At 70.5% G+C, this 12424-nt stretch carries 13 protein-coding genes; 5 read left to right on the top strand and 8 right to left on the bottom strand.

Annotated features, from left to right (window positions below):
- Positions 1 to 3 precede the first annotated feature (3 nt).
- The 3 genes from G6W55_RS16275 to G6W55_RS16265 all read right to left on the bottom strand — a co-directional run bounded on the left by G6W55_RS16275 (position 4) and on the right by G6W55_RS16265 (position 2025).
- The gene (locus G6W55_RS16275) at positions 4 to 879 is read right to left on the bottom strand and encodes a DUF3626 domain-containing protein (protein ID WP_175521560.1); all 876 of its coding nucleotides are present in this window, start codon (positions 877 to 879) and stop codon (positions 4 to 6) included.
- Between the two features lie 77 nt (positions 880 to 956).
- The gene (locus tag G6W55_RS16270; protein WP_309243733.1) at positions 957 to 1304 is read right to left on the bottom strand and encodes a hypothetical protein; all 348 of its coding nucleotides are present in this window, start codon (positions 1302 to 1304) and stop codon (positions 957 to 959) included.
- Between the two features lie 58 nt (positions 1305 to 1362).
- Complete coding sequence (locus tag G6W55_RS16265) at positions 1363 to 2025, bottom strand: hypothetical protein (RefSeq protein ID WP_175521558.1); 663 nt, start codon at positions 2023 to 2025, stop codon at positions 1363 to 1365.
- Between the two features lie 117 nt (positions 2026 to 2142).
- On the opposite strand from G6W55_RS16265, the gene G6W55_RS16260 reads away from it, so the two are divergent.
- Positions 2143 to 2979 carry an endonuclease/exonuclease/phosphatase family protein gene (locus tag G6W55_RS16260; protein WP_175521557.1) on the top strand — a complete coding sequence of 279 codons (837 nt, stop codon included), beginning with the start codon at positions 2143 to 2145 and terminating at the stop codon, positions 2977 to 2979.
- A 9-nt stretch (positions 2980 to 2988) separates the two neighbouring features.
- Here the strand turns inward: G6W55_RS16260 and G6W55_RS16255 are convergent, their stop codons facing one another.
- The 3 genes from G6W55_RS16255 to G6W55_RS16245 all read right to left on the bottom strand — a co-directional run bounded on the left by G6W55_RS16255 (position 2989) and on the right by G6W55_RS16245 (position 5678).
- Positions 2989 to 3351 (bottom strand): VOC family protein, encoded by a 363-nt coding sequence (locus tag G6W55_RS16255; protein WP_175521556.1) that lies wholly within the window; start codon positions 3349 to 3351, stop codon positions 2989 to 2991.
- Positions 3352 to 3627: 276 nt separating this feature from the next.
- Positions 3628 to 4830, bottom strand: coding sequence for an MFS transporter (locus G6W55_RS16250; RefSeq protein ID WP_175521555.1), 1203 nt, complete (start codon positions 4828 to 4830; stop codon positions 3628 to 3630).
- Positions 4831 to 4985: 155 nt separating this feature from the next.
- Positions 4986 to 5678, bottom strand: coding sequence for a TetR/AcrR family transcriptional regulator (locus G6W55_RS16245; RefSeq protein ID WP_175521554.1), 693 nt, complete (start codon positions 5676 to 5678; stop codon positions 4986 to 4988).
- Between the two features lie 53 nt (positions 5679 to 5731).
- Between G6W55_RS16245 and G6W55_RS16240 the strand changes: the two genes are divergently transcribed.
- Both G6W55_RS16240 and G6W55_RS16235 read left to right on the top strand, forming a co-directional pair.
- Entirely contained in the window at positions 5732 to 6844 is a 1113-nt protein-coding gene (locus G6W55_RS16240; RefSeq protein WP_175521553.1) for an NAD(P)/FAD-dependent oxidoreductase, read from the top strand.
- 44 nt (positions 6845 to 6888) lie between these two features.
- The gene (locus G6W55_RS16235; RefSeq protein WP_175521552.1) at positions 6889 to 7665 is read left to right on the top strand and encodes a methyltransferase domain-containing protein; all 777 of its coding nucleotides are present in this window, start codon (positions 6889 to 6891) and stop codon (positions 7663 to 7665) included.
- 376 nt (positions 7666 to 8041) lie between these two features.
- Here G6W55_RS16235 and G6W55_RS16230 read toward each other — a convergent pair whose 3' ends face one another.
- Positions 8042 to 8731, bottom strand: coding sequence for a TetR/AcrR family transcriptional regulator (locus G6W55_RS16230; RefSeq protein ID WP_175521551.1), 690 nt, complete (start codon positions 8729 to 8731; stop codon positions 8042 to 8044).
- Between the two features lie 178 nt (positions 8732 to 8909).
- On the opposite strand from G6W55_RS16230, the gene G6W55_RS16225 reads away from it, so the two are divergent.
- Positions 8910 to 10403, top strand: a complete 1494-nt coding sequence (locus tag G6W55_RS16225; protein ID WP_175521550.1) for an MFS transporter — start codon at positions 8910 to 8912, stop codon at positions 10401 to 10403.
- A 122-nt stretch (positions 10404 to 10525) separates the two neighbouring features.
- On the opposite strand, the gene G6W55_RS16220 is transcribed toward G6W55_RS16225, so the two are convergent.
- Positions 10526 to 10804, bottom strand: coding sequence for a GlsB/YeaQ/YmgE family stress response membrane protein (locus G6W55_RS16220; RefSeq protein WP_175521549.1), 279 nt, complete (start codon positions 10802 to 10804; stop codon positions 10526 to 10528).
- 261 nt (positions 10805 to 11065) lie between these two features.
- Between G6W55_RS16220 and gdhA the strand changes: the two genes are divergently transcribed.
- On the top strand, positions 11066 to 12412 hold the full coding sequence (gdhA, locus tag G6W55_RS16215; RefSeq protein ID WP_175521548.1) for an NADP-specific glutamate dehydrogenase: 1347 nt from the start codon (positions 11066 to 11068) through the stop codon (positions 12410 to 12412).
- Positions 12413 to 12424 lie beyond the last annotated feature (12 nt).

Below are 12424 nucleotides of genomic sequence, written 5' to 3'. Positions count from 1 at the left end.
CGATCACCCTAGTGCGGCGCGGGGTGCACACACGTCGGAGGACACTCCGTACCGCGCCAGGCAATGCCACACCTTCTTGACCGCCTGAGGATCGAAACGACCACTCCGCGCGGCGTCCCCGACGACACGAGGATCGAGGACGCCGTCCACGGCGATCCGCGCGCCCAGATCGACGTACTCCTGACCGCGATAACCGGGATGACGGCGAAGCTCGTCGACGGTGAGCCGAAACCCGGGATGCCACTCCACGGGACACCCGAGCGCCAGGGCGGCGGCCTCGACGCCCGTACCCCGATAACAGGGATCGAGGACCAGCGCCTCCACATCCGGCCGCCCGAGCCGCACCGGCCCATGAACCTGCGCCTCGACGTAATCGTCAAGGTCGTCCCGGCGATCGGCGAGAGCGAGCTCCACGAGCCCCATCCGGTCCGCCACTCCAAAATCCGTGGGCTCGACGCAACTGTCCGGATAACAGAACGTGGTCCGCGCCAACGTCCCGACAGCCAGCCGAAAATGCGCCGACCCGAACCGCGGCGCCGCGCCAACCGGCTTGCGCCGAAAGTTCAACGCCCCGTAAACCGGCCGCTCATGAGCGGCCCCGTCGTCGTACACCCCGCCGAACATCCGACTCTCCCACCGCCACCGGTCCCCACCGGGATACGCGGTCAGCCCACCATTGCTGGTACCGGTGACGAACTGCGACCGATACACGCCGTCCGCGGCCATCCCCTCCAGAATCCACACCCCACCCCGCACCCACCGATCGGGATGAAAGTTCAGCGTCACCCGCAACGCCCCGTCCAACGCACTCCCCGACGCCAACCCGGCAACGTACTGAACGGCCCGCTCCTGCACGGTCGGACGAACCACGGAATCCATCCGGACAGTGTTCCTTGGGTGATTGGTGGGCGCACGCGGATTCCTTGGCGTGGGGGAGTAGTCGTCAGCTCGGACGTCTAACGGCGCGTAGCCGTGGCAGAAATGCCGGCCGTTCGAAGTGCGCGGGCCAGGTGTTCCATCTCGGGCAGCGTGCCTGAGTAGTCACCGTCCAGCACACGGTGCAGCGTTGCCTTGGCTTCGAGCAGGTCTATGCCCAACTCGGCGCGCAGCACGCGCATGATGGTGACGCTTCTCGCCGACGGAGGGTCTACCTGAAGCCACGCGGCTCCGTGTTCGGCGAGCATCTGGGCCCGCCGTTCTGCCGGCATGGCGCCGGCACCACCACACACGGCTTCGGCAAATCCACAAGCGGAGCACGTCGACTCGACGTCCCAACGCAACTGGTCACCGACCAGGGCCTGCACGCCCCAGCACTCCATCTCCGCATCGCAGGTCTGGCACGCGGCGGAGTACCTGACAGCCTCAATCACCGTCCACGCCACCCCGCAACCCCCACTCGTCGAGGCCGGAGTAGATCAACGCGGTGCGGCCTCGGGGGAAGGACATGGCCGCGGCTTCCCCCGTATAGAGGGCCACCAGGGAGTCGGGACCCCTCCACCAGGTATCTGCGAGGCCCTTCACCTCACGCACCGGTTCGTAGCCGGTCAGGTCGATGGATTCGATGCCGTCGCCGACGAGCCTGGTGACCTGTTTCGCGTAGAGGGACGCGTGGTGGGACAGGGCGAGTGATTGCACCCAGCCCTCGACGGTGGCGTGGAGGGGCGCCCACTCGTAGCCCTGGATGCCGAACTCGCCGGACGGGCTGATCACGAAGGCGTAGGGGAGGGCGGTCCGTGGTGGGCCGGCTTCGAACCACCACCCCGCCGAGTCCGCTTCGGGGGACGTCGGATTGAGGTGGCCGGGGCCTCCGTCGTACTGCGGTCCCGGTGGCAGGACCAGACCTCCCCACCGCCGCTGGAAGGCGTACAGTCGGTCGATCACTTCGCCCGGGACGCCTCGTTCGAGCAACCACGGCCTGCGATCCTCGACGGCCCGGACATCGGCCTTGACGCCGTGCGTGCCGACGAACGACGCGGCTCGTCGGGTCAGACCGTCCGGTACGTCGTTGATCAAGTGAACCTCCACGGCAGGGACGTTACCCGGCGACCGCGAGGCCGGACGACAGGTTGCCGACAGCAGCGTCACGTAGGCTCGGACGTGGTGACGTCGGTCGCCCCGGGTTCGCACACTGAGGAGGCGACGGTGCTCGGAAAGGGCACGCGGTTGTTCGTGGGCGCCCTCGCCGTGGTCTGCCTGGTGCTCCTCGGCCGCAGTGGATCGGGCGGCGACCTCGACGGCACGTCGCTGCCCGCCGGGGGCGCCCGGGACACCGTCGCGAACCGCGTCATGACGTGGAACATCTGCAACCCCTGCGACGAGAGCAACGCCGACCGCGCCGCCGACATCGCCGCCTACGCACCCCAGGTGATCGGCCTGCAAGAAGCCTGCGTGCGGGACGTCGAGAGCATCCGGGATCAGCTCAAGAGCAGGTACGGGCTCGTGTACCACGTCGAGTACGGCAGCGTGCTGCGGAGCTGGAGCCGCTGCGGGGGAGCGCCGTGGAGCCCGGGAGGCTACGGCTCGGCGCTCCTGTCGGCGGCTCCGATGACCGACGTCGTCAAGACCGAGTACCCGGACGGCGGATCCGAGGACCGGGGGTACATGGAGGTCACGACCACGGTCGGCGGCCAGCGCGTCCGGGTCTTCGTGACGCACCTGGCCGAACGGCGCCAGGAAGACGTCCGCGCGGACCAGATCGGCGTCCTCGCGGCAGAGGTCGCCCGGCACAAGCGCGCCATCGTCCTCGGCGACTTCAACGCGGTGCCGTACGCCTCCGAACTCACCCGCATGTGGGCCCTGGCCGACGACGCCGACCCCCAGTGCCGCCCGGGAACCGACGGCACCTGCGAGGTGACCACCGACTGGGAGAGCAAGTTCGACTACATCTTCCTGCGCGGCATCACCCCGCTGAAGCAGCACGTACAGCCCACCGCGCACTCGGACCACCACCTGGTCCACAGCGACCTCGACCTCGGCTGAGACGTCACGTCACCCGCGGTGTGTCAGCACGTTGATCACCCGGCCGTTGGGGTCACGCACGAAGAACCTCCGCACTCCCCACTCCTCGCCCTGCAACGGGTGCACGATCTCCGCGCCGCTCTCCCGCAGCGCCTCGTAGACCGCGTCCACGTCGTCCACCTCGACACTCAGGTCGGGCGTGACCGGTGCCGTCTTGTCGTGGGTCATGAAACTGACCTGCGCGGTCGGGTTGGACGGCGAACCGAGCGTCATGATCCAGCCGTGATCCATGACCTCCTGGAGACCGAGCAGACCGTAGAACGCCCGGCTCTCCCGCACCGCCTCCACGCCCCCCTCCGCCCGGATATTGGGTACGACACGACGAACAGTCATGGGCATCTCCTGATGAATCGGCTGCATCCATGATCCCTCGCACCGGCAAGGGAAGCGGCTATTGCGGCGGGCACGCCTGGGCCGCCTCCCCGGGGCGAAGATGAGGAACCGGCGGAACGGCCCCGCACCCAACCACGCCGCGAGAAGCAGCGGTTGCTCGTGGTCCGGGGATCACATGGCGGAAGAGGAATCTCGCCCCCGTACATCCCGGGACGGCGCAGCGCGAGGTTGAGCTCCTTGAGAAGGCGGGCGAGGTCATACGCGCAGTCTCCTGCGTCACCGCCCCCGCAACTCCGGTCGGCGGGACAGGTGGAGGGCGACGGCCGTCGAGACCGCGATGACGCAGGCCACGAAGATCAACCCGGCTCCGCGCAGCCCGACGGCCACCGTCAGGGCGCCGATTCCCACCACGGGGAGGGAGATGCCGACGTAGGCGGTGACGAAGAGCGCGGAGATCGTCGCGCCGCGCTGCCGGTCGGGGGCGGCGCGGGAGACCTCGGCGACCGACGCGCGGAAGGACAGCCCTTGCCCCATGCCGGCCACCACCGCTCCCGCGACCAGCACTCCGAGGGACTCCACCAGCAGCGAGGAACCGATCAGGACCAGCCCGACGACCAGGATCGCGCAGCCCAGCGGCAGGGCGCGGACGGGGCCGACGCGTTCCATGAACAGTTGGCCGGCGGTCGAGGCGAGGAACACCAGCAGGACGATCGCGCCCTCCACGGCAAGATTGTCGACGCCCAGATACTGCGCGGCGAACGCCGGCGCGACCGCCGTGAACAGCCCCAGCACCGAGAACCCGGCGAACGAGGCCAGCGCGGCGGGCGCGAACACCGAACGGGCCTCGGCCGGTACGACCATGCCCTGCGGGCGCAGAGCAGGTCGCGGCACCGGACGTTCCACGGTCTCCGGCAGCGCCGCGAGCAGGACCATGGCGACGGCCAGCAGCCCGAGATGGACCAGGTAGGGCAGCCGCAGCGGGTACGGGGCGTACTCGGCCAGGACCCCGGACAGCAGCGGCCCGCACCCCAGCCCGCCCATGTTCGCCGCGGTGGCCGCGAACGCCGCCCGCCGCCGCTGCCCCGTCTTGGCCAGTTCGGTGACGGCGGCGGTCGCGGCCCCGCTGAGCAGCCCGGCCGCGAACCCCGACAGCAGCCGCCCCAGGAACAGCAGCGGGAGCCCGTCCTCGAAGAGGAAACAGACCGCCGAGAACACAGACAGCACCAGCGCCACGAAGATCACCGGACGACGGCCGACGACGTCCGAGAAGTTCCCCGCCACGAGCAGCGCGGCGATGACACCGACCGCGTAGACGGCGAAGATCACCGTCACCATGAACTGCGAGAAGCCGATTTCCTCGCGGTAGAGCCCGTACAGCGGGGTCGGCAGCGTCGTACCGGCCATGCCCACCGCGAACACCACCGCCGCGACGGCGTACCACGGACGGTCGGACCGGACCTGCCGCTGGGATTTCGCCATGCCTTCCGTCCCCTGGATAGGTGGTGAGCGGCGGCGCGCCCGGGACGCCGGACGGCCGCGGCCACGTCACCTTATGCGCATGCCGCTGCCCGCATTCCGCTGTGCTGACGGTGTGTCATGGGAACGTGCGCGAACGCCGGGTGACGGGGATCAGGTCATCCCCGCGGCGGCGTGAGTCTGGCGGCCACGGCGTCGAGGACCCAGTCCAGGCCGGTCGTGAAGGTCGTCTCGGCGTCCAGGTCCGTACCGTCGTGGACGGCCTTGGACAGGGCCGGGAAGCGGCCCGTGGCCAGCATTTGCGTCAGGCGCGGGCCGGAGGCGCGCTGCCAGTCGTGCTTGGACAGGCCCGTGGCGCGCTCGGCCCGCAGGTTCGCGATCTCGCGTCTGATCGCGCCGGTGAAGTAGGCGCTGACGGTCTCCACCGCGCGCATGACGGTGTCGACGTCGGCGAGGCCGTCGAGCGCGGACAGGGTGGCCTCGGCGACGGCGATGCCGTTCGGGCCGAGGGCAGGGCGGCCGCCGAGCAGGTCGGCCAGCCACTCGTGACGGAGCGCGGCCTGCCGGGTGCGGTGGGCGAGCGTGCCCAGCGCCTCGCGCCAGTCACCGGGCCGCTCCTCGGGGAGGATCTCGGCGTAGACCTCGTCCAGCATGAGGTCGAACAGCTCTTCCTTGGTGGCGATGTAGCCGTACAACCGCATCGGGCCGGCGTTCAGACGGGCGGCGACCTTGCGCAACGACACCGCGTCCAGCCCGCCCTCGTCGGCCAGGGCGACGGCCGCGGCGACGATCCGCTCCCGGTCGAGCGGCACGGGTCGAGTCGGCGGCTCGGGCCGGTCCCACACAGTCATGGTCACACCATACTGTTGCGATACGACGTATCGAATCAATACAGTGTATCGACATGAGACATCGCATCGCCGTGGTGGGGAGCGGCCCCGCCGGCCTCACCTTCGCCCGCGTCCTGCACCGCCACGGCCACGCCGTGACGGTCCTGGAACGCGACTCCGCCCGCGACGCCCGCCCACCGGGCGGCACGCTCGACCTGCACGCGGGCCTCGGTCAACTCGCCCTGGAAAAAGCGGGGTTGACGGCAGAGTTTCAGGTGCTGTCCCGCCCCGAGGGGCAGGCCATGCGCATCCTGTCCCCGGACGGGACCGTCCTGCGCGACTGGCGACCCGGCCCGGAGGAACGGGCCAATCCCGAGATCGACCGCGGACAACTCCGCGACCTGCTGCTCGGGCCGCTCGACGTCCGGTGGGGGAGGGGAGTGACACAGGTGGTGCCGGGCGCCCGGGGCGGCGCGCGGATCGTCTTCGCGGACGGACGGCAGGAGACGTACGACCTCGTGGTCGGCGCGGACGGAGCCTGGTCCCGGGTCCGGTCGGCGGTCTCGCCGGTGACTCCGCACTACACGGGTGTCACGTCGGTGGAGTCCTCCCTTGACGACGTGGACCGCCGCCACCCGGACCTCGCCCGTCTGATCGGCGACGGTTCCCTTGCCGTGTACGGCGTGAACCGGGCCCTCGTGGCCCAGCGCAACAGCGGGGGTCACGTGAAGGTGTACGCGCAGTTCCGCGCACCGCTGGACCGGCAGGCGGCCGACGTCGACACCGAGACCGTACGATCGAGCCTGCTCGCGCTCTTCGACGGCTGGGCCGCGCCCGTCCTCGAACTCCTCCACCACGGTACGGCGTTCATCCACCGCCCCCTCTTCGTCCTGCCTGTGTCCCACACCTGGGCCCACACCCCCGGGGTGACGCTTCTGGGCGATGCGGCCCATCTGATGCCCCCGTTGGGAGCAGGCGCCAACCTCGCGATGCTGGAAGGCGCCGAACTGGCCGAGTCCCTCGCCACCGACCCCGACGACTTGGACGACGCCGTCCGATCCTTCGAGGAACGGATGTGGGCCCGGGCCACCCGATGGGCACAGCTCACGACGGCGGGCCTGGAACGCCTGGTGAGCCCGGACCCGGCCCAAGCGCTGGCCCTCTTCGACGAGGTCCAACCGTCCTGAGCGCCAAGCCCTCGTCTCTCCAGGGGAGTTGATTGACTGCCCCCATGACCTCACCAGTCTTCGAGTCCACGACTCCTGACCCGATCGCCTACCTCGACCGCGTCGCCGAGACCGACCTCGGCCGCTCCTACAAGGGGCGCATGCTCGACGAACTCGCCATCCGCCCCGGCCATACGGCACTCGACCTGGGCTGCGGCCCCGGCACCGACCTCGCCTCGCTCGCCCAAGCGGTCACCGGGACGGGCAAGGTGATCGGTATCGACCACGACCAGGCCACGATCGACGTGGCGAGAGAACGCACCGCCGATCAGTCCGCCGTCTCCGTGCGACGCGCCGACATCCACGACCTGCCGCTGCCGGATGACACTGCTGACCGCGCCCGAACCGACCGGGTCCTGCAACACGTCGCCGACCCGGCCGGAGCTCTCCGCGAAATCCACCGCGTCCTCCGCCCCGGCGGGCGCCTGGTCATGGGCGAGCCGGACTGGGGGACCCTGACCGTCGACCATCCGGACGGTCAACTCTCGCGCGCTTACAACCAGTTCGTCACGGACAGGGTCGTCCGCAACGCCCGCATCGGCAGCCGGCTCCCCCGCCTGGCGACAGCGGCCGGCTTCACGGTGCCCTCGGTCATCCCGATCACCCCCGTCTTCCGCGACGCCGAGGCAGCCGACAAGATCCTCGGCCTGGAACGCACGACGCAACGCGCGGTGACGGCCGGCTACTTGACCGCGGACGCGGCCCAAAGGTGGCTGGACCACCTCTCCACGGGGCCCTTCCTCGCGGCGGTGACGTTCTACATCGTCGTGGCGGAGTCGTAGTGGAACGGCCCGTCATCCTGAGCGGCCTCGTCGCACGCGGGACCGGGGGCACCTCACCGCAACGACTCGGCGAACTCGCCGTTGAACTCGACATACCGGCCGCCGCCCTTCTCGTTGTCGCGGGTCACCCTGTGCCGACGGAACTGCTTTCGCCGCCGTGCCCGGTGGGCTGCTGCGCAACCGTGGCTTCGGGGTCCGTGAACTGCCTTTCATGGGGCTGGCCCGCAGCACGCTGTACCAGATGGTGTGGAGCTGGGAGACGCGTCCGCTCAGTTGATCGAGGTCGCGAAGGAGGCAGACCGGTTGAGCGTGCGGGAGGATCACGGCGCGTGGCAGCCCGTTTCGCAGGGCTTCGCCGATGAGTGCCCGGACTTGGTCAGGTGGCCGGGGGAGGCGGAAGCAGCGCCGTCAGCAGGGCCTTGAGTGCCGTCGGGTATGTGTCGGCGGGGCCCCGGTCCTTCGTCGCTCGTACGCGGGCCAGGGCTGGGAGGGCGGTGGGGTCCAAGGAGGCGATGGCGAGGTCGCGTTGGGTGGGACGGCGGGGTGGGGTCAGGGGGTGCTCGTTGAGGAGTTCGCCGGTGGTGAGGTGCCAGCAGGCGCTGTAGGCGAGGGACGCCTGGCGTTCGGTGAGGCCGGCGGCGAGGAAGTCGGCTAGGCATGCGTCGCTGAAGGGGAAGGCGTTGCGGGCGACCAACTCGCCGCGGATCAGGACATGCAGGACCCAGACGTGCGCGGCCATGTAGTCGTGGGCCGTGAGCAGCCTCGTGTAGAGGCGTTCCGCCGGGGTCGCGCCCGGTACCTCCACCGGCAGCCGGGACGCGATGTCCTCCAGGATCGCCAGCAACAGCGCGTCGCGGTCGGCCACATGACGGTAGAGCGAGGGGGCCGCCGTACCCAGCTCGGCCGCGACCGCGCGCATCGTGAGCGCGTCGAGTCCCTCGCGTTCGATGAGGCGTCGGCCGGCCTGGGCGATGGCCTCCGGGGTCAGGCCCGGGCGCGGCTGTGACCTGGGAACTCCGCGCCGCCTGCGGGCGAGGTCGGGGTCGGGCGTCTGCGCGGGGGACATGGGGTCATCCTGCCATTTCCGGTGCCCGGATCCGCCGTTCGGTGGAAGTTAGGCAAGCCTTACGCGTACATTGTTCGCGTCGTGCTTTCGCGGCACCGGCCCCACGCGTCAGCACGCCTCCGCACACTGCCTCCACACGCCGCCTCCGCACACCGCACCGCGAACGGGAGTACGCGCCATGGCCAAGAGCACGGGATCGTCAAGAACCCCCGACCTGCCCGACAGTTCCTCAGGCCCCCGCCCCGGCCTCGTCCTCGCCACCGCCTGTGTCGCGCAGGTGATGGTCGTCCTCGACGTGAGTGTCGTGAACGTGGCGCTGCCCTCCATCGCCACCGACCTCGGCTTCGCGCCCGGCGGACTGTCCTGGGTCGTCAACGCCTACACGCTCGTCTTCGGCGGACTGCTCCTGCTCGGCGGCCGGGTCGCCGACTTCGTCGGACACCGTACGGCGATGCTGCTGGGCCTCGCGGTCTTCGGCGTCACCTCGGTCGCCGGCGGGCTGGCGCAGACGCCGGGTCAGCTCGTCGCCGCCCGCGCGGGCCAGGGCCTGGCCGGTGCGCTGCTCGCTCCGCTGAGCCTGGCGGTCATCATGGTGACCTTCCGCGACGGCAAGGCCCGCACCCGAGCCGTCGGCATCTGGGCGATGGTGGCCGCCGCGGGCAGCGCGCTCGGTGTACTCCTGGGCGGACTGCTCACCGAATGGCTGTCGTGGCGCTGGGTCCTCTTCGTCAACGTGCCGATCGTGGCCCTCGGCCTCGCCCTCGCCTGGCTGTCCCTCCGGCCCGGGCGCGCCACCCGCGCCGGACGCCTCGACCTGCCCGGCGCGCTCCTCGCGACCGTCGCCGTGACGGCCCTGGTGAACGGTCTGATCCGGGCCGGCGAGCACGGCTGGGGCACGGCCGGCACGCTCGCCTCCCTCGCGACGGCCGTCGTGACCGGCGCCGCCTTCACGGTCTGGGAACTGCGGACCACCGCCGAACCCCTCGTACGCTTCGGCGTGTTCCGCGCCCGCTCGGTGTGGGTGGCCAACCTGATCGTCGTCTTCATCGGCGCCGCCACGGTCGCCGGGTTCTACTTCGCCTCGCTCTTCCTCCAGAACGTGCTGCACTACTCGCCCCTGCGTGCCGGCGCCGCCTTCCTGCCGTTCTGCTTCGGCACGATCGTCGGATCGATGCTCTCCGGCCGGCTCACCGCCCGCTTCGGCACCCGCCCGGTCCTGACGGTCGGTCTGGCGCTCGGCGCGATCGGCATGCTGCTCTTCAGCCGGATGGACGCGGACTCCACCTTCGCGAACGGCTTCCTGCTCCCCTCGCTCGTCGCCTCCACCGGCGTCGGCCTGTGCATGGTCGCCAACACCTCCCTGGCCACGTCGGGAGCCGCCGCCGAGGACGCCGGACTGCTCAGCGGGCTCATCAACGCGGGCCGCCAGATCGGCGGCAGCCTCGGCCTCGCCGTCCTCACCACGGTCGCCGCGACGCGCGGCACGCCCACCTCCACGGCCGAACGGCTCCATGAACTGGTCGCCGGTTACGACCGGGCCTTCCTCGTGACCGCCGGGTTCTGCGCCGTGGCCGCCCTGACCGCCGCCCTCTTCGCACCCGGGGGTCGGCCGCCCCAGCGGGCCGGGGCGGAATCCGCGTCCGTCCCGGAGGGCAACCCTGCACGGGCCTGACCGGTGCTCCCCGGCCCCGGACTTGGCCTGGCTATACGACGACGGCTCCCGCCCCGTACGCAGGGGAGGGAGCCGTCGAGATACCCGGCGCGGCACCGTTCGGTGGGCCACCGGTCGGCAGGTCAGGCGTGCCGGTGCGAGCGCCGGTTGCCCGTGACCAGGCGGTACAGCGCGAGCAGGATGAACGAGCCGACGATCGCGGCGATCCAGGTCGAGAGGTCGAAGAACCCGTCGATGGAGTCGACCCCGAAGATCACCTTGCCCAGCCAGCCGCCGAGCAGACCGCCGGCGATACCGATGAGCATGGTGACGATGACGCCGCCCGGGTCCTTGCCCGGCATCAGCGCCTTGGCGATGGCGCCGGCGAGCAGGCCGATGATGATCCACGCGATGATGCCCATGACGGTCTCCAGTTCGTCGTGTAAAGAAAGTGTCAGCTCTCGTGTGCACCGTGCGCGTCCGAACAAACGTGTTCTCGGGCCATTGACGGAAACTGCCCGACCGACATGAGGACGCCGTGAAGGCAGGCCCGCAGCAACGAAATCGGATTCCGATCCTCTGACACCGCGCCCACCGCCGTCCGTATTCGTTGTCACCACAGTGGCCAGGCAGGCCGGTCCTGACGGTGCCTGGCGGACGACGACGACAGAGAGCAGGCGCGCATGAACCCCAGTGCTCACATCGAGGCCGTCTACGCGGAGGTCTGCCGGCGCAACGCCGGTGAGACCGAGTTCCATCAGGCGGTGGGAGAAGTGCTGCACACCCTGGCCCCGGCGCTCCAAGCGCACCCGGAGTACGCCGACTCCTCGATCCTGGAGCGGCTGTGCGAGCCCGAGCGCCAGGTGCTCTTCCGGGTGCCGTGGACGGACGACGCGGGACGGGTCCGGGTCAACCGCGGGTTCCGGGTCGAGTTCAGCAGCGCGCTCGGCCCGTACAAGGGCGGCCTGCGCTTCCATCCGAGCGTCAACCTCGGCATCGTGAAGTTCCTGGGCTTCGAGCAGATCTTCAAGAACGCCCTGACGGGGCTGGCGATCGGCGGCGGCAAGGGCGGCTCGGACTTCGACCCCAAGGGCCGTAGCGACCAGGAGGTCATGCGTTTCTGTCAGGCGTTCATGACCGAGCTGTACCGGCACCTCGGCGAGCACACCGACGTCCCGGCCGGTGACATCGGGGTGGGCGGGCGCGAGATCGGCTACCTCTTCGGCCAGTACAAGCGGATCACCAACCGCTTCGAGGCGGGCGTCCTGACCGGCAAGGGCATCGGCTGGGGCGGCTCGCAGGCCAGGACCGAGGCCACCGGCTACGGCGCCGTGTACTTCGCGCAGGAGATGCTGGCCACGCGCGGATCCGGCTTCGACGGCCGCAAGGTCGTCGTCTCCGGCTCCGGGAACGTCGCCGTCTACGCCATCGAGAAGGCCCACGCGCTGGGCGGGTCCGTGACCGCCTGCTCCGACTCCTCCGGCTATCTGGTCGACGAGGACGGCATCGACCTGGACCTGCTGAAGACCATCAAGGAGGTCGGGCGGGCGCGGCTCTCGGCCTACGCGGAGGCCAAGCCCGGGGCGCGGTTCTCCGAGCGCGGCTCGGTCTTCGAGGTGCCCTGCGACATCGCCCTGCCGTGCGCCACCCAGAACGAACTGGGCGGACAGGAGGCGGGCGCCCTGGTGAAGAACGGCGTCCTGGCCGTCAGCGAGGGCGCCAACATGCCGTGCACACCCGAGGCGATCGAGGTCTTCCGGGAGGCGGGCGTCCTGTTCGGCCCCGGCAAGGCGGCCAACGCGGGCGGCGTGGCCACCTCCGCGCTGGAGATGCAGCAGAACGCCTCCCGCGAGGTGTGGACCTTCGAGCAGACCGAGACCCGGCTGGCCGCCGTCATGCGCGGCGTCCACGCCCAGTGCCGCGCCACCGCCGAGACCTACGGCGGCACCCCCGACGACTACGTCCTCGGCGCCAACATCGCGGGCTTCCTGAAGGTGGCGGAGGCGATGACGGCCCAGGGCGTCGTATAGATCCTCACCACG

The organism is Streptomyces sp. CAI-85 (genome assembly GCF_013363615.1).
Lineage (GTDB): Bacteria > Actinomycetota > Actinomycetes > Streptomycetales > Streptomycetaceae > Streptomyces > Streptomyces antibioticus_B.
This window is presented reverse-complemented; position numbering and strand designations above follow the sequence as displayed.

Excerpts from the sequence above, each read along its gene's own strand:
- G6W55_RS16275 (WP_175521560.1), bottom strand. The coding sequence starts at position 879 with ATGGATTCCGTGGTTCGTCCGACCGTGCAGGAGCGGGCCGTTCAGTAC.
- G6W55_RS16255 (WP_175521556.1), bottom strand. The coding sequence starts at position 3,351 with ATGACTGTTCGTCGTGTCGTACCCAATATCCGGGCGGAGGGGGGCGTG.
- G6W55_RS16250 (WP_175521555.1), bottom strand. The coding sequence starts at position 4,830 with ATGGCGAAATCCCAGCGGCAGGTCCGGTCCGACCGTCCGTGGTACGCC.
- G6W55_RS16245 (WP_175521554.1), bottom strand. The coding sequence starts at position 5,678 with ATGACTGTGTGGGACCGGCCCGAGCCGCCGACTCGACCCGTGCCGCTC.
- G6W55_RS16240 (WP_175521553.1), top strand. The coding sequence starts at position 5,732 with ATGAGACATCGCATCGCCGTGGTGGGGAGCGGCCCCGCCGGCCTCACC.
- G6W55_RS16235 (WP_175521552.1), top strand. The coding sequence starts at position 6,889 with ATGACCTCACCAGTCTTCGAGTCCACGACTCCTGACCCGATCGCCTAC.
- G6W55_RS16230 (WP_175521551.1), bottom strand. The coding sequence starts at position 8,731 with ATGTCCCCCGCGCAGACGCCCGACCCCGACCTCGCCCGCAGGCGGCGC.
- G6W55_RS16225 (WP_175521550.1), top strand. The coding sequence starts at position 8,910 with ATGGCCAAGAGCACGGGATCGTCAAGAACCCCCGACCTGCCCGACAGT.
- G6W55_RS16220 (WP_175521549.1), bottom strand. The coding sequence starts at position 10,804 with ATGGGCATCATCGCGTGGATCATCATCGGCCTGCTCGCCGGCGCCATC.
- gdhA (WP_175521548.1), top strand. The coding sequence starts at position 11,066 with ATGAACCCCAGTGCTCACATCGAGGCCGTCTACGCGGAGGTCTGCCGG.